The organism is Endozoicomonas sp. ALD068 (assembly GCF_049310145.1).
Taxonomy (GTDB): Bacteria; Pseudomonadota; Gammaproteobacteria; order Pseudomonadales; family Endozoicomonadaceae; genus Endozoicomonas_A.
This window is the reverse complement of sequence record NZ_JBLYNU010000004.1, coordinates 1908336-1931757: the sequence shown is the minus strand read 5'-3', so window position 1 is coordinate 1931757 and position 23422 is coordinate 1908336. Positions and strand designations below refer to the sequence as shown.

The following is a 23422-nucleotide window of genomic DNA, read 5'->3' as shown; positions in this document are numbered from 1 at the left end:
AAGAATTTTATAAGTTTATTAAACGACTGTGTAGAACCTACGTATCTGGCCCCGAACTGTCAAGGCTGCTGCAGCTTGAGTCGACTTCAAGTCAACACTTCAAGCCAATGCTCTGGACGACCTTGCATACCCTTTAGCTTACCCTCTACAACACGACCCTATGGTGGAGCTAATGTCAAGAAAATAAATCAATAATTTAAGTCAAGTCCTGCATAGCAAGGAATACGGGAAAGCTCTTGCTTTGAGGGCATTCATGTTTGGGCTATCAACGGGACGGAGAAATATGTGGTAGGCATCACGGAAAGCCAGTCGACAATCATTTTTATTTTAGGGTCTATTTACCAATCGATTTATTCCTGATGGGGGTGGTGAATATCGGATTCAAATTTTGGGCATTTTTTACGAGTCCATGTATTCCTGATAGGGGTGGTGAAAGGCGGCAGGAAAGTCTCTGCTTTCACATACAAGGAAGCTGCTCAACTTCTGGACAGATAATGCGAAACGTGAACACCCTGCACGAGATGGTTGTTCAGGGCTACAAGATTAGGTCTTTGTGCCGTGGGTGGGGCTTAATGTCTACCCTAAGTAGAATCGCTTGCCCGCAAGATCATCCATACTGTTGTTGGTCACTGGATAATGGTTGAAAACAGGAAGTTCTGCAAAAGCCGCTGAAATAGATAGAAAAAAAACGCATATACGAATGTTATTTAAAAAGATGATTCTCATAGCGATTACCTTTTCAGACTCTATGTAGATAAAAAAAACCTCCTTGATTTTAGACGGTCATTTGAGGTTCAGCTCGAACCAGATAATAAATTAATGGATTCATGACCATGATTTTCATTGGGTAATGTTTTTGTACGAAAACTATCTGATTAATCAGTATAATGCCCTGAGTGTTTTTGGTTCATTGAGCCTGTCATGTAACTTGGCAAAACCAATCCGATCATCTGTTTTATCGAAAACGGTGTAAAACGCTCTCATGAATGGATTTCCAAGGATCCAAGATTCATTATTTATTCCGGGCATTTCGTCAATTCCAGCATGACATTCAACCATTCCAAAGCAGTTTTGCTCTTTGACTACATAAATTTGTGGGGGAACCTCATAGATATGGCCACCAATGGAGACCTTCAGAGGTGGAAGTTGGCTGACGTTTGAGCAATCTGCTTTCACATCAAGAGATTCAAGAATGGATTCGACGTCTTTTTCTGGCCCATAAATATAAAGTGCCCCTGTATCAATATGGGCTTTGCATTGTCTTTCTTGACAGCTTAGGAGAATATTTTTTGCTCCGACTGAGATGCCGTCAAAAGAAATATCGTAATAAGGATGTTCACCATCGATAGCTATCAGGGAGTGCCAGTATATAGGCCCCTGATAATAGAAAGGGTCGGGCTCACCGATAATCATAACACTACCGCCCTTGTTGGTTTTTTGGGACAGGTAGAACGAAAAGACAGCTTTATCGATCAAACCCTGTTTTAGGGCATTGTCTAACCATGATGGGATGATACTATTGCTCTTAAAGCCCAAGCCTAAAACGCCATCGAACGGATGGTCCTCGATATCATCTGAAATAACGTCGGCTACAGCAAATCCCTGAGATACTACCTTTATGCCACCGAGAGTAATATCATCATAACCGAAGATACCAGATATTTTACCTCTGGCGTAACTTAGGTTCAGTCTGTGGCTAGTGCGTACAAACGAGCTGCTGCTTTGTGGATCAAAACGTTTTTTGTCAGAGCAGCTGTTAGAACTACATGTTGTACCAGGAACCCAGATATAACTTGATCCGGTATCTAAAAGAACTTTAAATACCTGATCGTCAGATCCAATTTTTATCTCGCCGTAATACTGCGTATTACCGAAGTTGTGTAGTAATGTCTTTCCTTTAGCCATTTCTGGTCCATAAATTTTCAAATAAAGTCGCTTACCGGGAAGGTCACCCATATTGCTGCTGGTTACTGGAATGCGGTTAAAAACAGGAAGATCTGCAAAAACCGCTGAAACAGATAGAGAAAAAATACATATAAAAATATTTTTTAAAAAGAGGTTGTTCATAACAATTACCTTTTCAGACTCCATGTAGTGCCTGCCCGAAAACCCACAAATAATCCGATTCAGCAGGCAGCAGCAAAAATTTTTGTTTAAAATTCAGCCTACTCATCTGTGGGTGCTACTTTTTGGTTTATTTCTGTTCAGCGGCTCTGTCGCCACAGGCTTTCATGCTGCTCCGAAAACAAAGTGGTTGCCCACTCTATCAACTTGCAAATAGCATCTCTGAGCAGGTTGATATCCGTCGGAAAGTGAACATTGGTTTTTACGACGATCGAGTCAGCGCGGGCGCGTGGCCTCTCTTCTTTTTTTTACCAATTCACGGCCAGCATTGACGACGACCTGATTGTTCTGGTCCAGAATTTCCGGTGTGAACAATGAGATGTTGTCTTGCAGGGTTTGCAGTTTGTACTGGTGTTCACAGTAAGACCCATGGCCTGGAATCTTTCGGTGAGTTCCATGCTCGTTAGCCAGCTCAAGAAGCCGGTCGTAGTCGCAGTTAATGACCAGCCGCAAGGCGCCAAAAACCAACATCCTCCAGGGATCCATTCCGGGACGCCCGTTACCTTGGTCGGCAGCTATCATACCCTGAAGCACGTGAAAAACCTGATTCCTCAACTCGATATTTGTCCAGATATATTGCAATGCCAGGAGCAAGCGGGGAGTGTCATCCCTTGACCTGAGATTGAATGTAATGGCAGAGATATCAACCTCGCCAAGCTGCATTTGTGGATTAATGGTCTGGCGCATAAGTTCGGGAACGTCCTGTTGTGGAAAACCTTCGTTCCTTAAATTAGGCTATAAGCCGCTATTTTCAAGTATTTGAGGGTTTTCGGACGGGCACTAATTATATTGCGACTGTATACGAGTGAGCTGCTGCTTACTGGACTGTGGTTAAAAGCAGGAGATACCACAAAAGCCGCAGGAATGGATAGAGAAAAAAAACATATAAAAATTATTTTTAAAAAGATATAGAAGGTCTTCTGCATTCAAACGCACCACTTTATTGCAGGGAGCAAGGCGTTATCGTAACTGACCAAGCGGTTAGTGATTTGTGAAAACAAATTGTTAACTATTAGATATAAATGGCCGCATCGTGACTCACGATTTACAGCTATATCAAAGCGTGGACGCAGTGAGTTCACTCACTATTTAGTCATCAGGAAAGGAGTTTAGCCTATGCAACCTCTCGGATATTCAATAGAACAAACATCACTGTCAGCGCAGCCATTAGACCTGCCAGACACATCCTCCAAGATCACCGTAGTGGCTTCCGACGTCGTTAAAAATCTGCTGGATAGAGTAAAAATCTCGATTCTGGACTTTACCGGCAAATCAAGTATAGCGCTGTCTTCTGTTGGCCTGGCTGCCAGTCTTGGCATGCTTCTGGCGAGTATGGATGATAAAGACAAGAAGGCAATGATTCTGGGCATCCCCGTAGAAGCCTTAACGGATGAGCTGGAGACTGAAATCCACAAAGAACTCGGCCAGCTCAGTCTAAAACACGCTTACGTTAAACACCTTGGTCAAAAACAGGCAATCTCTTGCACTAACTTTATAGCGACTAAAGATGCCACCAGGGATGAGCAGTTTGAAAAGAGGCTGTCTGAATGTTATCAAACCGAAAAACTGGAGTGTCCTGTCAGTTGCATAGCAGACGTCACAGAAACTTACATTAATGATGGCAAAATTAACAACTTGTTTGGTGGTTATTCTGAAGCTCAACGGCATGAAATTACAGCAGCCATAGTCAATGCGATGAGTTTCGATTTCAAGGGCATCTGGGAGACAAGTGCATCTTCAGATAAAATCACCACGGGCAATTTTATATGTACAACTGAAATTGATTTAAAGAAAGTTAAGATGATGAGTACAACTGATAATTTTCCAATTGCTGACAACGGACAATTCATTGCCATTGCCAAAGAATTAAAATCTGTAAATGGAGAAAACCTTAGATTGGTCGCAATAAAACCGCGTGTTGAATCTACGTCCACAATTACATTCCTTGATTCTGAAACAATTGATCACCTGATTGAAAGATTAAATGATAATAAAATGACATTAAACGTAAAGCTACCAAAAATAAACATGGAAACTTGTGAAAACCAATTATTCAAAAGAATTCATCAGGCATGTGAAATCAACACACTAGCAGCAGTAGATTTATCAAAATTAGGCAAACAGGCAGACCAAAATTTAAATATGATTCAGAAGATTACAGTAACCGTTGATGAACAAGATACTTGCAACCCATTGACCAATGCCGAAAAAACCACCGTAAAAGACGATCCTGAAACCCCTGACTTTGAATTTCTCTGCCCTGGCTACATTGGCATTGTAGACTCAGAAGGTAATCGGTTGCTTGATTTGGTCATTAAGGATGACAGATTTTTGGAAACAGTGGAAAACCCGGACTCTGACGACCTGATGTTTGATAGCTTTGATGACTCTGATAGCGATGATGATCTAACTCCCAAAAGAAACTATACATTTGATGCCAGATGGTACGCAGTTCAAAAAAGCGCAAATAATATAAAAAATATTGAAGACGCTATTGAAACCAGAATCAATGAGTTTCTTTCCAACCCTCTTCGCTATGGTGATATGACTATTTTAATACAACATAGATTTAACCAGGATGAAGAGCTTGAAATTATTAACGCTCGGGTAAAGTGCTTACCCGAAATAGATATCGATGTCGTTTCTTTGGATGACGCCAAAAAGCTTAAAAAAAGAATATTAGAATTAATTGGAGAAGAATATGAGGATTTACTTAGGCTTGAAGATTTTATCGAATATTTTAGAGTTGAAGTTCAATCTAATGCATGGGATGCTCTGCTGGAAAAGTTAACTGCTAGCAAATCGTGAATAAATATAATGCTAATTAAGTGGCTAAAATAACCTCTGGACAATCATAAACAAAGAGCCAAATCCGGTTTTTAATCACCTCCGGATATTTTTATTAACATAAGCCTGAAAGCAAACCAGACTCCATAATTTGGAAAAATAGATAAGTTAAATTTTATGGCAGAACTTCGGAAAGAGAAACATCTGCCACGATAACGAGCCTCTATTGCAGGAAACAAAGTGTTATCGTAACTAACCGGTCAGTGATTTCTGAGAAAAGAAATAATTAAATATCAAGTACCAAGGGTAATACTGTAACCCGGGATTTATGGCTATTTGCTCAGCATGGAAGCAGTGAGTTTATTCTCACTAATTAATTTTTATCAAGAAAGGGAGAGTAGACTATGCAACCTATCAGACAATCAACCGAACCAATGCAATGGCAGACATCACAACCGCCAGTTAACTCCCTGGAGGTCTCCGAAAAGGCTTCTAATATTGTTACAAAACTGATCAGAAAGCTGTCACTCAAAATCCTGCCTAAGGCCGTCAATGACGACAAAAGCAAGGTAGTGTCTGCTACCAGCCTGGCACCGGTTCTGGGCATGCTTCTGGCGAGTATGGATGATAAAAAAAGGAAGGCATTGATTCTGGACATTCCCGTAGATACCTTAACTGATGACCTGGAGAATGCAATCCATAATAAACTCGGTGAATTCAGCGTAAAACACGCTTATAGTAAGGATCCTGATCAGAAACAGGCAGTCTCTTGCGCTGGCTTTATGGCTACTGAAGATGCCACCAGGGATGAGCAGCTTGATCAGAGGCTGTCTGAATGTTATCAAACTGAAAAGCTCGACTGTCATGACAGCTCCGTAGCACGCGTCGCAGGAAGTTACATTAATGAGAAAACCAATGGAAAAATTAAAAACTTGTTTGATTGTTATCCTGAAACTGAGCGGGATAACATTAAAGCGGCCATTGGTAGCGTGATACAATTCGATTGTAACTGGGAGAAAGCATTTTCTCCAAATGATACAGTCCCGGGCAATTTTCTTTGCGCAGATGGAACTCATATTAATGACGTAAAGATGATGCAGATGTGGGAAAATTGCCACTATTCCTATAACAGAACATTTGGCGCCATAGCCAAAAATTTCCGATCTGTGAATGGAGAAAACCTTAGATTTGTTGCGATATCACCCCGCGAAGAAAGTGCAACAGCAATTAACTACCTTAGTTCCAAAATAATCACTGATCTGATTAGCGATACAAGACATAATAAAGCGATATTTAATATAACGCTACCTAAAATAAACGTAGTAGAAAGTTGTGATATTCAATTACTCAAGATAATTTGCGAGGCATTTGGAACCGACGTAATAGTCGCACAAGACTTATCAAAATTAGGCAAACCGGAAAATAGTAATCTGAGTATTCTTCAGAAGACTGTACTATCCATTGATGAAGAAGGTGCTCAGAACAAGCTTTTGAGTGATGAAAAAATTTCTGTAAGGTGCTTACCCAAAGTAGGTAGCTTTGACTTTGTCTGTCCTGGTTACATTGCCATTGTAGACGAAAATGAAAATCGGTTGGTTGAGTTGATCATTAAAGATGGTCGCTTTTTTGAATTTGCTCCGGCCGAGACCATTTCTTCTGAAAGTTTGAACACTGATGACTGTAAAGCTGAAAGCAAAAGAGCTAAAATCGAAACCAATACAAATGGTAAGAAAAAGCTTGCTTCCAAAAAACGCGGAAAAAGCGGTAAAGCTACTATTGACTCTATAATAGAGCACTTATCTGATAAAACAAAAATCAAAAGTATTGATGCGAGTCCTCTAATACGTCATAGCTTTGATCCGAATGGGGAGTTTAATATCGAAAGTGCCTATTCAGGTAGATCTGATTTATCTATCAAAACTCCTACCAAGGAAGACGCTATTAAAATCAAAGATAAAATATCAGAATGGCTGGATTACAAACATGAATGTTTTGTTAAAGTTTTCGAGATCTCTGATGGCTCTCATGTAGAAGTTTCATTTGACGCATGGGATGCACTGTTTAAGAAGTTAAAATCTACACATTCATAAATAAAATGCCAAATCCGGAGATTAACCATCTCCGGTTTTTTTTAACAAAAGCTTAACCTGTAGTTGCCCCCACAGGTTAGACAAACGGACAATTAAAGTTTTCGGGCAGAGATACCTCCACTATGACAACCGGGCTCTATTGCAGGGAATAAGGTGTTATCGTAAATAACTAACCCGTCAGTGTTTTCTGAGAAAGGAAATACTTAAATATCAAGTACTAATGGCAATGCTGTAATTCATCATTTATGACTATTTGCAATAGCATGGAAGCAGTGAGTTTATTCTCACTACTTTGTATCAACCAAAGGAGAGAATACTATGCACTCATTTACCCCAACCGGAACAATTAGAACTTCAAGCCAGGCAATGCAATGGCAGCCATCTGATATGCCAGCAACATCCTTTGAGATCACCTCACAGGCTTCAGATATTGTTAAAAAACTGATAAATAAAGTGTCAATCGGGATCTTATGTACTCAGGATGCCAAGGACCACAAAAGCAAGGTGATCTCTTCTGTCAGCCTGGCTCCAGTACTGGGTATGCTTCTGTTGTGTATGGATGATAAAGCCAAAAAGGCATTGATTCTGGAAATCCCCGAAGAATCCTTAACTGATGAGCTGGAGACTGAAATCCATAAAAAACTCGGTGAATTCAGCAAAGACCACCCTTACGGAAGCCATCCTGATCAGTTGATCTCTTGCGCTAACTTTATTGCTTCTGCCTTTTGCGTCAGATTTGAGCAGTTTGAAAAAATACTCTCTGAATGTTATCTAACCCAAAAGCTGGAAGGTGCTTTCTGGGACGTAGCTGATGTCACAGAAGCTTTTGTTAAGGATAAAACCAAAGGAAAAATAGAAAAGTTGTTTGATGGGTTGAACGAAGTTAAAGCAGTAATTGGTAATGTAATAGATTGCCGGGCTGTCTGGGAGGATAGTTTTTCTCCAGATGAAACGGCTGCTGGACGTTTTCTATGTGCAAATGGAACTTGTATTGATAACGTCAAGATGATGTCTAAAACTGAAACGGTTCAATGTGCTTCTAACAGGAGATTTCGTGCCATCGCAAAGGAATTCCAATCTGTGAATGGAGAAGATCTTAAACTGGTCGCAATAAAGCCGCATAATAAAAGTGCCACAGCGATTGATAAACTTGATTCTGACACGATTAACGAGTTAACTGAACAATTAAATCATAGACAAGCGGAATATACGCTAACGCTACCCAAAATAAACATGGACAGTTGTGACACTCAGTTACTCAAGAAAATATGTAAGGTATTTGGAACTGACATAGTAGCGGGAGATCTAACAAAATTAGGCATTTCGGCAGATGATAATCTGGAGATGCTTCAGAAAATCATATTTTCTGTTGATGAAAAAGGTGCCAGCTGTGCGATGGCGACTGTTGCACAAATTCAAACAAGGTGCGAAAAACCTCGCTTTGATTTTGACTGCCCTGGCTACATTGCCATTTTAGACAAAAAAGGTAATCGGTTGATTGAGCTGGTCATTAAGGATGGCAGCTTTTTGGAGTGTGTTGGTGACCCTATAATCTCCACCGATGGAGAATCAGGCTCTAATAATCTGGCAAGTTTTAACAGTTTTTATATATCTGATAGCGAAGATGATAGTTTTTATAGCGAAGATGATAGTTTTTATAGCGAAGATGATCAAGAACCAGTGCATCGCAGTAAAATAGATTTACCCACAAAAATAAAGCTGGTAGAAAAAGACTTATCTGCAATAACACGCTTATCTTTTGACCCTCTTGAAACTATAGATGTGAGTGCTTTTATAAAAGACTGTTATAATCCGGATGGAAAGCTTGATATTAAAAGCGCTAAGGCAGATAATCACAGGCTAAATATGACAACATCTTCTTTCGATGACGCTAAAGATATCAAGAAAAGAATATTAAAATGCATTGGAGAAGGCTATAGTTGCTATGTTAATATTCACGAAAGAGCTACTCCTATTGAAGTAAGTGTTTTAATTAATCCTTGGAAAAAAATGATTGATCAAATAACTTCTGGATTTATCAGTTCTTATATTTCTGATAGCGAAGATGATAGTTCTTATAGCAAAGATGATCCAGAACCAGTGGATCGCAGTGAAATAGATTTATCCAAAAAAACAAAACTGGTGAAAAAAGACTTATCTGCAATAACACGCTTATCTTTTGACCCTCTTGAAACTGTAGATGTGAGCACTTTTATAAAAGACTATTATAATCCGGATGGAAAGCTTGATATTAAAAGCGCTAAGGCAGATAATCGCAGGTTAAAAATAACAACATCTTCTTTTGATAACGCTAAAGATATCAGGGAAAGAATATTAGAATCCATTGGAAAAGAATATATTGATTCTGTTAAGATTTATGAAAGAGCTAAACCTATTCAAGTAGATGTTTTAACTAATCCCTGGAAAAAAATGATTGATAAAATAACTTCAGGACCTACCGATTCTTATATTTCTGATAGCAAAGATAATCCTATAATTACAACTGCTGAAAAACAGAGCTCTGATAATCTGGAAACTCTTAACGATTATGATATGCCTGATAGCAAAGTTTATACATCTGATAATCAATTCACAATTGAGAAAGATGTAACCGATCTAACTTCGATGGATAGGATTAGTACTTTAATACAACACCACTATAATCCGAATAGCGAGTTTGATGTTCGGATCGATGTGGCAGATCATATGCAGCTAACACTCAATATGTCTTCTAAGGATGAAGTTATAGAGCTTAGAGAAAGAATATTAAAATCAATTGGAGATGAACATAGCAAATTTGTTAGGATACTCGGTCAAAATTCTCCTTTTGAATTAGAGGTTTCTTTTGAAGCTTGGGAAGCACTGCGCAATAAGTTAACTTCTAATCAATCATGAATCAATACAATGCCAAATCCGGAGATTAACCACCTCCGGATTTTTTATTAACAAAAGCTTAAACTATAGTGGCCCCATAGGATGGACAGACGGACAATTAAAGTTTTTCGGGCAGAGATACCTCCACTATGGCAACCAGGCTCTATTGCAGGGAACAAGGTGTTATCGTAACTAACTAACCGGTCAGTGATTTCTGAGAAAGAAAATACTTAAATATCAAGTATTAAGGGCAAGGCTGAAGCTTGGCATTTATGGCTATTTCCTCAGCATGGAAGCAGTGAGTTTATTCTCGCTAATTAATTTGTATAAAGTAAAGGAGAGAAGGCTATGGAATCAATGAGAACTTCTATGAATACGGCGCAGTGGCAGCCATTTAATCTGCCAGACACATCCTTACAGACTACCTCACAAGCTTCTGATATTGTTAAAAAACTGCTGGACAAAGTGTCATTAGGCATCCTCAGCGCCAAAGGTGTCAGGGACGACGAAAGCAAGGTAGTGTCTTCTACCAGCCTGGCTCCGGTTTTGGGAATGCTTCTGGCGTGTATAGATGATAAAGCCAGGAAAGCAGCAGTTCTGGGTATCCCTGAAGAAGAATTAACTGATGAGCTAGAGTCTCAGATCCATAAAAAACTCGGTGAATTCAGTGTAAACCACCCTTATAGTAATGAGAAACAAGCACTCTCTAGCACTAACTTTATAGGTTCTGCCTCTGCCGTCATTAATGAGAAGCTTAATCAGATACTGTCTGCATGTTATCAAACCGAAAAGCTGAAATGTGATGGCCATAACAAGTTCCTGGCTGACGTCGCAGAAGCCTTCGTGAAATGGAAGACCAATGGAAAAATCGAAAAGTTGTTTCATGGTCACTCTAAAGATCGACGAGAACTAATTACAGCGGTAATAGGTAATGTGATGGAATTCGAGGGTATCTGGAAAGACAAATTTTCTAAAGACAAAACGGTCAACCGGCCATTTTATTGCGCAGATGGAAGTTTTATTACAAACGTCAAGACGATGAGGTCGACTGAAGAGCTTCAATTTGCTAATACCCGTGCCTTTGATGCCATAGGCAAAGAATTCCAATCCGTGAATGGAGAAGACCTTAAATTAGTTGCAATTAAACCACGCTTTAAAGATCCTAAAGCGATTAACAAACTTGACTCTGAAACCATTAATCATCTGATTGAAAGATTAAATGATCATAAAGTAAAGATGGATCTAAGACTTCCGAAAATAAAATTAGATAATTGTTGTGATACCAGGTTACTCGAAAAAATTTCTGAGGTATTTGGAACCAACATAATAACGGCTGGTGATTTAACAAGATTAGGCGATTCATCATACTGTGATCTGGAAATACTTCAGAAGACCAAAGTATCTATTGGTGAAGAGGGAGCTTATGGTACAGTCGCCACTGTCGCAACAACTACTCTTAGGGACAAATCCTCTGAGCATCCCAGCTTTGATTTTGATTGCCCTGGCTACATTGCCATTGTAGATAGTCAAGGTAATCGGTTGCTTGAGATGGTGATTAAGGATGGCAGCTTTTTAGAACTTGACGGTACACCTGTAATCATACCCGCTGAAAAACAGAGCTTTGGTATATCTGATAGTGATGATGATATGTCTGATAGTGACGATGATCAAAGCAGTCAAATCGATTTACCCACAAAAACAAAGATGGTACAAAAAGACTTATCTGTGATAACACAGTTATCTTTTGATCTTACTGAAAGTGTAGATGTGAGTACTTTTATAAATAACTATTATAATCCGAATGGGAAGCTTGATATTCAAAGCGCTAAGGCAGATAATGAACGTTTAACTATCAAAATCTCTTCTCTGCGTGACGCTAAAGATCTTAAAGAAAGAATATTAGAATCCATTGGAAAAGAATATGAATCTTCTATCAACGCTTATCCTCTTCAAGTACATATTTCAACTGATGCTTGGGAAAAAATGATTCATAGAATAACTTCTGGGCAATCATAAACAAAAAGGCAAATCCGGAGTATAATCACCTCCGGATTTTTTTATTAAAAAAAGCCTAAAAGTATCGTAGCCCCCATAATATGGACAGATAGACAAGTTAAGTTTTATAGCAGTACTTTGGACAGAGATAAATCCACCATGGTAACGGCCTCTATGGCAGGAAACAAGATGTTATCGTAACTAACTAACCAGTTAGTGATTAATGCGAAAGCAAATACTTAACTCATAGTAATGCTACATAACACAGAATTTACGGCTATTTGAAAAGCATGCGCTGTCCGCAAACATGGAAGCAGTATGTTTGTCCTGAATAAAAATAAATTTTTATCAGAGTTAGGAGAAAATATAATGGGACCTATTAGACATTCATTAAGACAATTATCATTGTCATCGCAACTACTAAATGTGCGAAACACATCCTTCAAAACCATCTCACAGGCTTCATATCTTGTTAAAAAACTGATTGATAAAGTGTCATTAGGAATTCTGAACGCTGCAGACGCCAGGGACGATAAAAGCAAGGTAGTGTCTTCTACCAGCCTGGCTCCGGTTCTGGGTATGCTTCTGGCGAGTATGGATGATAAAGCCAGAAAGGCATCGGTTTTGGGTATCTCTAAAGAAGACTTAACTGATAAAATGGAAACTGAGATCCATAAAAAACTAGGTGAATTCAGCGTTAACCATCCTTACGCCAAGGATCCGGATCAGAAACAGGCACTCTCTTGCAGTAACTTCATAGGTTCTACCTCTGCCCTCGGGAATGAGAAGCTTAATCAGACACTGTCTGAATGTTATCACACCGAAAAACTGGAATGTCATGACCATGACAGGTGCCTGGCCGATGTCGCAGAAGATTACGTGAAAGAGAAGACCAATGGAAAAATCGAAAAGTTGTTTCATGGTCATTCTAAAGCTCGACGAGAACTAATTAAAGCGGTGATAGGTCATGTGATGGAATTCGACGGTATTTGGAAAGATGAATTCTCTGAAGACAAAACGGTCCACCGCCCATTTAATTGCGCAAATGGAAGTTTTATTAGAAACGTCAAGATGATGTCTTCAACTGAAGAGCTTCAATTTGTTGAGACCAGTGAATTTGATGCCATTGGTAAAGAATTCCAATCCTTGAATGGAGAAGACCTTAAATTAGTTGCAATACAACCACACTTTGAAGATCCTGAAGTGATTAATAAACTTGACTCTGAAACCATTAATCATCTGATTGAAAGATTAAATGATCGTAAAGTGAAGATGGATCTAAGACTTCCGAAAATAAAAATAGAGAATAGTTGTGATACCAGGTTACTCGACAAAATTTCTGAGGTATTTGGAACCAACATAATAAAGGCCGCTGATTTAACAAGATTAGGCGATTCATCAGACGGTGATCTGGAGATACTACAGAAGACCAAAGTATCCATTGGTGAAAAGGGAGCTTATGGTACAGTGGCCACTGCCGCAACAACTACTCTCAGGGACCCATCCTCTCGTCCCAGCTTTGAGTTTAATTACCCTGGATACATTGCCATTGTCGATGGACAAGGTAATCGGTTGCTTGAGATGGTGATTAAGGATGGCAGCTTTTTTGAGCTTGGCGGTACACCTGAAATCACACCCGCTGGAAAACAGAGCTCTGACAACCAGTCAGGTTATTACGATTTTGACATGTCTGATAGTGAAGATGATATGCCTGATAGTGACTATAATACAGAGCCTAAAATCGATTTGCCCACAAAAATAAGGCTGGTACAAGAAGACTTATCTGCAATAAAACGGTTATCTTTTGACTTTTTTGAAACTGTAAATGTGAGTAATTTTATAAAAGACTATTATGATCCGGATGGGAAACTTGAAATTAAAAGCGCTATGGCAGATGATAAAATTTTAACACTCGAATTCTTTTCTTCGGATGACGCTAAAGATCTTAAAGAAAGAATATTAAAATCCATAGGAGAAGAATACAGATCTGCTGTTAAGATTTATGAAAGAGATAATCCTGTTGAAATAATAGTTAATAATAATACCTGGCATAAAATGATTGCTAAAATAACTTCTGGACAATCATAAAAAAAAGCCAAATCCGGAGTTTAATCAGCTCCGGATTTTTTTATTAACAAAAGCCTGAAAGCAAACTAGCCCCCATAAAATGAACAGATAGACAAGTTAAGTTTTATGGCAGGAAACAAGATGTTATCGTAACTAACTAACCAGTTAGTGATTAATGCAAAAGCAAATACTTAACTCATAGTAATGCTACATAACACAGAATTTACGGCTATTTGAAAAGCATGCGCTGTCCGCAAACATGGAAGCAGTATGTTTGTCCTGAATAAAAAATTAATTATTATCAGAGTTAGGAGAAAATATTATGCACCCTATTGGACATTCATTCAGACAATTTTCATTGTCATCGCAACCGCTAAATCTGCGAAACACATCCTTCAAAGCCACCTCACAGGCTTCATATCTTGTAAAAAAATTGATTGATAAAGTGTCATTAGGAATTCTGAACGCCTTAGACGACAGGGACAATAAAAGCAAGGTAGTGTCTTCTACCAGCCTGGCTCCGGTTCTGGGTATGCTTCTGGCGAGTATGGATGATAAAGCCAGAAAGGCATCGATCCTGGGTATCTCTAAAGAAGAGTTAACTGATGAGATGGAGATTGAGATCCATAAAAAACTAGGCGAATTCAGCATTAACCATGCTTACGCCAAGGATCCGTATCAGATACAGAAGGCACTCTCTTGCGCTAACTTTATAGGTTCTGACTCTGCCGTCATAAACGAGCATCTTGATCAGATACTGTCTGTATGTTATCGAACCGAAAAGCTGGACCGTCCTGACCAGGACAGGTGCCTGGCCGACATCGCAGAAGACTTCGTGAAAGAGAAGACTCATGGAAAAATCAATAAGTTGTTTCATGGTCATTGTAAAACTCGACGAGAACTGATTACAACGGTAATTGGCAATGTGATGGAATTCGAGGGTATCTGGGAGAGGCCATTTTCTAAAGAAAAAACGGCCTCGGGCAAATTTATCTGCGCAGACGGAAGTATGATTGAAAACGTCAAGATGATGATGTCAACTGAAAACGTGCAATTTTTTGATAATGGAAAATTTGGCGCCATTGGCAAAAATTTCCGATCAGTGAATGGTGAAGATCTTAAATTAGTCGCAATAATAACCCCTGATGACAGTCCGACAGGGATTAACAACCTTGATTCTGATACAATCAATCACCTGATTGACGGATTAAATGGCCGTAAAAAAGAGATGGATCTAATGCTACCCAGGATAAAAATAGACGGCAGTTGTGACACTAATTTACTCGACAAAATTTCTCAGACATTTGGAGCCGATGTCATAAGGTCTGAAGATTTAACAAGATTAGGCCATCCCTCAAATTGTGATCTGGAAATTCTTCAGAAGACCAGAGTATCCATTAATGAAGAGGGAGCTTATGGTCAAGTTGCCACTGCCGCAACAAGAACACTCAGAGGCTTCGGTACAAAAAAACCACCACACTTTCATTTTGTCTCCCCTGGTTACATTGCCATTGTAGATGGACAAGGCAATCGGTTGGTGGAGATGCTGATTAAGGATGGCAGCTTTTTAGAATTTTATGCGGCCGGGAATGACTCAGCTGAAAGCTTGAAATCTAATGATTTGAAATCTGATAAAAGTTTGAAACCAAATGACTTGACAGCTGATAGCAAAATGACTCCTATCGAAAATTATAAAAATTACAGAAAAATAGATGAACCCAAAAAAGACGAAAAAATTATTGAAGAAACTATTAACTCTATAAAATATATGTTACCAGATGATGAATCTATTGATGTGAGTAAACTAATATACCATAAGTTTGATCCGAAAGAGGATTTTAATATCAAAAGTGCCAAAGCAGTTAAATCCAGATTAGCTATCCATACTGGTAGTAAGGATAATGCCCTTGATATCAGAGAAAGAATATTAGAATGGCTTGATTACAAACATGTAGATTTTGTTAAAGTTTGGCATGGTTTTGATGGCTTTGAAGTAGAAGTTTCAAATGATGCCTGGGATGCACTGCGGAAGAAATTAACTTCTACACAATCATAAATAAAATGCCAAATCCGGAGATTAACCACCTCCGGATTTTTTATTAAAAAAAGCTTCAGGGACTCAGCTTGCGAATTTCAGCCAACAACTCATCACTATGGTGGCAAAGCATGCCTCACCTGCACCATTGACGACCCTCTTGTCAGTTTTTGCTGGCCTGAACATAAGTACCTAACCAGTTGGTTTCGCATATTCTGGACGGCGGCTTTTTCCACCCTTCTGCGTTCCAACTCTGGTTGCGTAGCTAAGGCTACGCGCCCGTCGTTGCGCCTTGAAGGATGAAAAAATCCACTCGCCAGAATATGCGAAACCAACTGGCCAGGTATTTAATAACTTGCCACCACAAAAATACTGTATATAATCACAGATACTGTATAAAAAAACAGATTGAGAGACCATGATCAAACTGACTAAACGGCAATCCGAGATACTGGACCTGATCAAATCTCATATTGACGAGACAGGTTTCCCACCCACCAGAGCCGAAATCGCCAAGACCTTCGGCTTTCGCTCACCCAATGCTGCCGAAGAACATCTCAGGGCACTGGCCCGTAAAGGCGCTATCGAGATTACCCCCGGCGCCTCCCGCGGTATCCGTATTCCGGACAGCCAGCCTGAAGGCCTTCCGATTATCGGACAAGTTGCTGCCGGGAACCCGATCCTCGCCCAGGAACATATCGAAGACCACCTGATGCTCAATCCCGCTTTCTTCACCCCATCGGCAGACTTCCTGTTAAGGGTAAAAGGAATGAGCATGAAGGACATCGGGATTCTTGATGGTGACCTGCTGGCCGTTCACAAGACAACAGATGTTCGAAACGGTCAGGTTGTCGTCGCCCGGATTGAAGATGATGTCACCGTGAAAAGATTCGAGAAACAGAAAAACAAAGTATTGCTGCATCCGGAAAACGACGAGTTCGAAACCATAGTCGTTGATCTCACTCAGGATGCCTTTGCCATCGAAGGTTTAAGCGTCGGAGTCATCAGAAATCAGTCCTGAGACGGAATAAGATGAGCCTGACCATTACCAGAGACACTACTCACAACAGGCAGCTGTTGTTAAAGGCCCACTACGCTGAAGTGCGAATAACAAACAGCGTCCGGGCTATGCCAGAAGGAAGAATTTATGCTGTACCGAACCAGCAGTGAAAGGCACAATTTTTCAGCCCCAAGCTACCAGACCAATACAGTCTGCATTAACCCCTCGCGCCTAGAAAAGACTTTATCAGGAAAAACTGAAAAGTCTCTGAAGCCCAGTATTAATGAACTCATTCTTTCAGGTCAACCCTGGCAGGCAGAACAACTCCTGACGCCCATGCTCAGTCAGCTGTCCACTGACAGTGAACGTTGGTTGACCCTGATTCTGGCAGATGACACCAGAACCCTGCACTGGTTAAAGAATTGCGACTTAAATCATGACAAGGTGCAAATCTTTAGCTCCAACAATATTAATCAGACATTGGAACTCACCAGGAAAGCGCTGGCATCCGGAACCAGCCACACTGTCATCAGCTGGCTGGGGCATTTGGATAAAGGGTGGCTAACTAAGCTTGAAAGCGCAGCCAGGAATGGACAGTGTCAGGGGCTGGCTATTCGCAGTAGACAGGTTGCATGATGCCCGTCATTTTCATGAAAATGGAGTCAGTGCAGTACTCTGTTCTCAGGAATCTCTTCTTCAGAGGATTGCGGACGAGTGAGTTCAGCAACTTCACGCATGCCAGCATCAAACATGACCTTTGCCACTTGCAAATGGTCCCCTTCAAGATACTGTTTGGCTTCCTCTGAAAATTTCATAGTCAGCAGGGGCTCACCCTCGTCGTCACTGCTTCGCAGAACAATCTCTCCTGTTGGAAGTTCCACAATTTCCAAAAACGATGCAGCCATATTTCGTTCCATAAATAGCGTATAAGAGGGAGAAATCATGCAGCATTGTGACTTATGATGCAATAGGTCAGTAGAGAGTAATGCAAAGTGTTATTGCAGACTGGAAAGTAAAAACCCTTAAAAGAGCTGCAGCTTTTGCCCCCGTATTGCAGCATACACACGATAAACTGGAATTAATCAGGCTGTTAGCGACAGAGCAAAGCCCAACACTTTCGCACCATTCATCGTGCCATAATCAACAGGGCTGATCGCCTCAACCGGAACAGCATATTCGGCAGCACGCAGCTTGAGATCATTCAACATATATTTAACCTGAGGACCCAGCAGAACAACATCGAAACAGGCTACCTGTTCATCGAAATGACTAGCGCCGAAGGCTTCAACCTCGACTTCTTCACTCCGACTTTCAGCTGCTTCGCGCATTTTCTCCACGAACATGCTGGTAGACATACCTGCCGAACAGCACAGCATGATCTTAGTCATAAGATACCTCTGATCAAATTGAACAACAGCCATAAACAACAGAGTTCTAAACATTCCCACAATCATGCACGGTTTGAATCAATCCAGGCACACTATTATGAGTCATGAATCAGATCTAAAAAATCTAATCACCATTCAAGATTGAAATTTCTAAAGTGCCCTACCAACTCCTTGAGGGAGGCAAGAATACTCTTGGCACTTTCTGGCGTCTTAATACCTTTGGTGACTTCACTAGTATCCGAAGCAATCATAATCATACTGCTATTACTTGAATATGATTGTATATTACCATTAGCATTAAAAATATCGTCATAAGCTTTAAGTAAATCTGCCAGCCAACTGTCCGATGACTCCAGCTGCTTTAACTGCTCGAGTTCAGACACTTCTGCAGGTTGCTCATCCATCAATCTGCAAGCATCTTCCAGAGACAGCAACCGGGTCAGCTGCTCACCGTAGGGAGACAATATCTCCGCCAGCATCGAGGAATAGGCTTGACTGGCATGCATCAGAAATGCCTCTCGAAAAGCCTCCTGCTCAAAAGCTTCTGCTCTTTCCCAGGCATCCAGCTGTAAACGGGCATAGTGTAATTTTTTGTTGGTATGGGAACGCCACTGCTCAGACATAATCTTTCTCAAAAATAAAAAGACCTCCACGGATCTCTGTGAAGGTCTTGTTTGTGACGAGGCCAGGTCAGGATTTTTTACGCTTCCTGGTGACTTTTTCTTCCCACCTGCCGTCCTGGAAGGTAGCACTCCACCCTGTCGCCTTACCTTCAGACTCAGTCATAACATACTGAGTCCTGGTTTTGCGACTGTAGCGAATGATTGCGGGATTACCATCAGCATCCTGTCTCGGTGCATCCAGAAGATAATGATACTTTGGATCAATAGCCGCCTGATGCGGGATCAGTTCACTGACCAGAGGAGCACGGGTCTCACGGTTCTTTGGGAACTGACTGGCCGCCAGAAAAAGACCTGAGGCACCATCTCTGAGAATATAATGATCATCCACTTTCAGACATTTGAGCTCAGGCATGGGTACCGGATCCATTTTGGGGGGAGCCGCTTCCCCGCTTTTCAAGAGCTTACGGGTGTTTTTACACTCGCTGTTGGTACAACCAAAGTATTTACCAAAGCGTCCGGATTTGAGCTGCATCTCAGAACCGCACTTGTCACATTCAAGCACGGGACCATCATAACCCTTGAGTTTGAACTGACCTTTTTCCACTTCATAGCCAGAGCAGTCCGGGTTATTACCACAGACATGAAGCTTACGCTGCTCATCAATCAGGTAGCTTTCCATTGCCGTAGAACACTTGGGACAACGATGCATAGCCCGCAAGGCGTTGACTTCTGCATTCTCGTCGTCAGCATCTTCAACTTCTTCGCCGGGCACCAGATTAATGGTACATTTACAACGCTCCCTGGGCGGGAGCGAGTAACCGGAACAGCCCAGAAATACTCCCGTACTGGCCGTGCGAATCATCATATCCCTGCCACAATCAGGACATTTGATATCGGTAGGAGAAGGGTCATTGGATCGCATACCGTCGCTGTCGTCTTCAGCCTGCTCCAGCTTGCTGCTGAAATCACTGTAGAAACTGTCCAGCAGATCTTTCCAGTTCTCACCACCTTCAGCCACTACATCGAGATTGGACTCCATCTTGGCGGTAAAGTTGTAATCCATGAGATCATGGAAGTTCTCAACCAGCCGGTCTGTGACAATATCGCCCATTTTCTCGGCATAGAAACGACGATTTTTCAGGGAAACATAGCCGCGATCCTGGATAGTCGAAATAATGGAAGCGTAAGTGGAGGGCCTGCCTATTCCACGCTTCTCAAGCTCTTTTACCAGAGCCGCTTCACTGAAACGGGCAGGCGGTTTTGTAAACAGCTGTTTCGGGTCCAGTTTTTTCAGATCCAGCGGATCACCTTTTTCCAGAGCCGGCAGAATGATGTCTTCACCCTTTTTGGCTATGGCTGCCATAACCCGGGTGTAACCATCAAACTTGAGGGTTCTGCCCCTCGCTTTGAGATCAAAGTCGTCCACCCGAACTGTCAGGGACGTACTCAGGTACTCCGCAGGCGTCATCTGACAGGCAACAAACTGTCTCCAGATCAGTTCATAGAGCCGCTCTGCATCCTTCTCAAGACCGGAAATAGAGCCTGGCTCAGCAGTCACAGAGGAAGGACGTATTGCTTCGTGAGCCTCCTGAGCGCCTTCTTTACTGGAATACCGGTTCGGATTTTCAGGCAGATACCTTGAGCCGAACGTACCATCGATAAATTCCCGGGCACTCTCCACCGCTTCCTGACTCAGATTGGTCGAGTCAGTACGCATGTAGGTGATGTGACCCGCTTCATAAAGACGTTGGGCCATCATCATGGTCTTCTTGACACTGAATCCCAGACGCGTACTGGCCGCCTGCTGCAGGGTTGAGGTAATGAAGGGTGCAGAAGGACGACTTCGGGTCGGTTTGTCTTCACGCACGGTCAGCTTGTAATCAGCCTGTCTCAGCTTTTCAAGAACAACTCCGGTGGCAGCCTCACTGACAGGTCTGAAGGCATCGCCAGCTTCTTTGGCCACCTGAAAACGGATAACTTCTCCATTTTCCGTAGCCAGGTCAGCGTAAACTTCCCAGTACTCTTCCGGGATAAAGCTTCTGACTTCACGCTCCCGCTCAACAATCAACTTAACCGCTACTGACTGCACCCGCCCTGCTGACAGGCCACGGGCAATTTTAGCCCAGAGCAGAGGAGAAACCATATAACCTACTACACGGTCGAGGAATCGCCTTGCCTGCTGGGCATTGACTCGGTCAATATTGAGAGAGCCGGGCTCTTTGAAGGCTTCCTGGATGGCATTCCTGGTAATTTCGTTGAAGACTACCCGCCTATAACGACCAGGCTCCCCCCCAATGGCTTCCTGAAGATGCCATGCGATGGCCTCTCCCTCACGATCCAAATCGGTTGCGAGGTAAATTGTGTCAGCCGATGCTGCAAGTCGACGCAGCTCGTCAACCACCTTCTCTTTGCCGGGCAGTATCTCGTAACGTGCCTGCCAGCCTTTTTCAGGGTCGATGCCCATTCTTTCAATCAGCTGTTCTTTGGCTTTGCGCTTCTTATGGATGATTTTCTGCTCAGGAGATAGCTTACGTGTCTCAGCAGCAGCCTTTGCCCGAGCTTTGGGGTCCACAGGCTTCCTGGAGCCACCTGCGGTGGGCAAATCACGAATGTGACCAACACTGGACTTAACAACAAAGTCCTTGCCCAGATATTTGTTTATTGTCTTCGCCTTGGCCGGCGACTCGACGATAACTAAAGATTTACCCATGCTACCTTACACGTCCTGTAATCAGCTCCATTGTTCCGGTTATGCTGACCAGCCTGGAAAAAAGATCATAAAACACTCAGTGCTGTCTGCGACCAAAACAAGAAAGGTCGGGAATTGAAAATTGTTTCAATATATAAGGTCAAGAAAAACATCGGTCAAGGAAAACCCTGCAATGATCCTGAATTTTTCTCGAACGACCCTCTTATTTATCGTTTCACAGCCTCAATGATTAATCCAGCCAGTTATAAGCAATAATATCCTTGAATATCAAAAGATTATTTAATTACTGTGAAGCCTGACAGATTTCATGATGATCATTGACGGGAAAAAATGTCGGGTTTTACCGACAAAATAACTTATGCAGACACTGAAAAATATACTCATTTTCGAAGCAGAATCTCTGCATAAAAATGCATCAAAAAGGAATACCCCGGAATAGAATTCCGGGGCGAGTACTTTCAGGCAGGATAAGCCAGACAGGAACCCGTCTGGCAAAGGCCGACGCCTTACAGACGTTCAAATACCGTAGTAATACCCTGACCCAGACCTACACACATGGTTGCTACACCGAGCGTACCATTGTTCTGCTTCATTACATTCAGCAGAGTACCGGAGATGCGGGCACCAGAGCATCCGAAGGGGTGACCCAGGGCAATAGCGCCACCGTGCAGATTCACCTTCTCATCCATCTTGTCGAGCAGATTCAGGTCTTTCAGGACAGGCAGAGCCTGAGCAGCAAAGGCTTCATTCAACTCAACATGATCAATGTCATCGATAGTCAGTCCTGCACGCTCGAGAGCTTTCTTGGTGCTGGGCACAGGACCATAGCCCATGATGGACGGATCAACACCGGCAACTGCCATGGAACGAATCACAGCCATTGGCTGAAGACCCAGGTCCTGTGCACGCTGTGCAGACATAACAATCATGCAGGAAGCACCATCGGTAATCTGGGAAGACGTTCCGGCTGTCACTGTCCCTTTCGGGTTAAAGGCAGGCTTCAACTGCGCCAGTCCTTCGAGTGTGGTTTCAGGACGGATCGTCTGATCTTCGGTGAAAACGGCCAGATTGCCATCATCATCATGTCCCTGCATAGGGATGATCTCATCTTTAAACTGACCGGCTTTGGTCGCTTCCCAGGCTCTCATGTGAGACCTCACACCAAATTCATCCTGGGCTTCACGAGTAATGCCGTGCATCAACCCCAGCATTTCTGCAGTCAGACCCATCATACCGGCAGCTTTGGCAGCGTACTTGGACAGGCGCGGGTTAGGATCCACTCCGTGCATCATGCCCACATGGCCCATGTGCTCAACACCACCTACAACAAAGACATCACCGTTACCGGTTTGAATAGCCTGAGCAGCGGTGTGCAGTGCGCTCATGGAAGAACCACAAAGACGGCTGACAGTCTGGGCTGATGAAGTATGAGGAATGGGAGTCATCAAAGACGCCATACGGGCGACGTTCCAACCCTGCTCCAAAGTCTGGTTGACACAGCCCCAGATCACGTCTTCAACTTCTTCAGGGTTAACACCGGGATTACGGTTCAATACTCCGGTGATAAGGTTGGCAGACAGGTCATCGGCACGGACATTTCGGTACATGCCACCCTTTGAGCGACCCATAGGGGTCCGCCCAAAGTCAACAATTACGGCGTCTCTCGGATTAAGGCTCATAGTCAATTCTCTCTTAAATCTGTTGCTCGTGATTAACCATTTTTTTGTCG

At 42.1% G+C, this 23422-nt stretch carries 15 protein-coding genes; 8 read left to right on the top strand and 7 right to left on the bottom strand.

All coding sequences use genetic code 11. The annotated features are described in order from the left end of the window. Positions 1 to 879: 879 nt before the first annotated feature. Both ACO6V5_RS06860 and ACO6V5_RS06855 read right to left on the bottom strand, forming a co-directional pair. Entirely contained in the window at positions 880 to 2091 is a 1212-nt protein-coding gene (locus ACO6V5_RS06860) for a pepsin-like aspartyl protease (RefSeq protein WP_422412181.1), read from the bottom strand. Positions 2092 to 2340: 249 nt separating this feature from the next. Then, positions 2341 to 2811 carry a hypothetical protein gene (locus ACO6V5_RS06855; protein WP_422133767.1) on the bottom strand — a complete coding sequence of 157 codons (471 nt, stop codon included), beginning with the start codon at positions 2809 to 2811 and terminating at the stop codon, positions 2341 to 2343. 429 nt (positions 2812 to 3240) lie between these two features. Here ACO6V5_RS06855 and ACO6V5_RS06850 point away from each other — a divergent pair, with 429 nt between their 5' ends. From ACO6V5_RS06850 to ACO6V5_RS06815, 8 genes are all read left to right on the top strand, one after another. After that, on the top strand, positions 3241 to 4932 hold the full coding sequence (locus ACO6V5_RS06850; protein WP_422137968.1) for a serpin family protein: 1692 nt from the start codon (positions 3241 to 3243) through the stop codon (positions 4930 to 4932). 383 nt (positions 4933 to 5315) lie between these two features. Then, positions 5316 to 7001, top strand: coding sequence for a serpin family protein (locus ACO6V5_RS06845; protein ID WP_422441803.1), 1686 nt, complete (start codon positions 5316 to 5318; stop codon positions 6999 to 7001). Positions 7002 to 7319: 318 nt separating this feature from the next. Next, positions 7320 to 9896, top strand: a complete 2577-nt coding sequence (locus ACO6V5_RS06840) for a serpin family protein (RefSeq protein ID WP_422410540.1) — start codon at positions 7320 to 7322, stop codon at positions 9894 to 9896. A 327-nt stretch (positions 9897 to 10223) separates the two neighbouring features. After that, the gene (locus ACO6V5_RS06835; RefSeq protein ID WP_422410542.1) at positions 10224 to 11891 is read left to right on the top strand and encodes a serpin family protein; all 1668 of its coding nucleotides are present in this window, start codon (positions 10224 to 10226) and stop codon (positions 11889 to 11891) included. A gap of 297 nt (positions 11892 to 12188) precedes the next feature. Further along, positions 12189 to 13958 carry a serpin family protein gene (locus ACO6V5_RS06830; RefSeq protein ID WP_422133772.1) on the top strand — a complete coding sequence of 590 codons (1770 nt, stop codon included), beginning with the start codon at positions 12189 to 12191 and terminating at the stop codon, positions 13956 to 13958. Positions 13959 to 14259: 301 nt separating this feature from the next. Continuing rightward, positions 14260 to 15993: a serpin family protein gene (locus ACO6V5_RS06825; protein WP_422410544.1), complete on the top strand. Its 1734-nt coding sequence runs from the start codon at positions 14260 to 14262 to the stop codon at positions 15991 to 15993. A 397-nt stretch (positions 15994 to 16390) separates the two neighbouring features. After that, on the top strand, positions 16391 to 16993 hold the full coding sequence (gene lexA / locus ACO6V5_RS06820; RefSeq protein WP_422137976.1) for a transcriptional repressor LexA: 603 nt from the start codon (positions 16391 to 16393) through the stop codon (positions 16991 to 16993). Positions 16994 to 17119: 126 nt separating this feature from the next. Continuing rightward, a complete protein-coding gene (locus ACO6V5_RS06815; RefSeq protein ID WP_422133775.1) occupies positions 17120 to 17608 on the top strand; it encodes a SulA-like leucine-rich domain-containing protein in 489 nt (162 codons plus the stop codon). 26 nt (positions 17609 to 17634) lie between these two features. Here the strand turns inward: ACO6V5_RS06815 and ACO6V5_RS06810 are convergent, their stop codons facing one another. The 5 genes from ACO6V5_RS06810 to fadA all read right to left on the bottom strand — a co-directional run bounded on the left by ACO6V5_RS06810 (position 17635) and on the right by fadA (position 23372). Next, entirely contained in the window at positions 17635 to 17877 is a 243-nt protein-coding gene (locus ACO6V5_RS06810; protein ID WP_422133776.1) for a hypothetical protein, read from the bottom strand. A 177-nt stretch (positions 17878 to 18054) separates the two neighbouring features. Then, on the bottom strand, positions 18055 to 18360 hold the full coding sequence (locus ACO6V5_RS06805) for a PTS sugar transporter subunit IIB (protein ID WP_422137978.1): 306 nt from the start codon (positions 18358 to 18360) through the stop codon (positions 18055 to 18057). 128 nt (positions 18361 to 18488) lie between these two features. Continuing rightward, entirely contained in the window at positions 18489 to 18983 is a 495-nt protein-coding gene (locus ACO6V5_RS06800) for a DUF6586 family protein (RefSeq protein ID WP_422133778.1), read from the bottom strand. A 67-nt stretch (positions 18984 to 19050) separates the two neighbouring features. Continuing rightward, a complete protein-coding gene (gene topA / locus ACO6V5_RS06795) occupies positions 19051 to 21693 on the bottom strand; it encodes a type I DNA topoisomerase (RefSeq protein ID WP_422133779.1) in 2643 nt (880 codons plus the stop codon). Positions 21694 to 22199: 506 nt separating this feature from the next. Next, on the bottom strand, positions 22200 to 23372 hold the full coding sequence (gene fadA / locus ACO6V5_RS06790) for an acetyl-CoA C-acyltransferase FadA (protein WP_422133780.1): 1173 nt from the start codon (positions 23370 to 23372) through the stop codon (positions 22200 to 22202). Between the last annotated feature and the right edge of the window lie 50 nt (positions 23373 to 23422).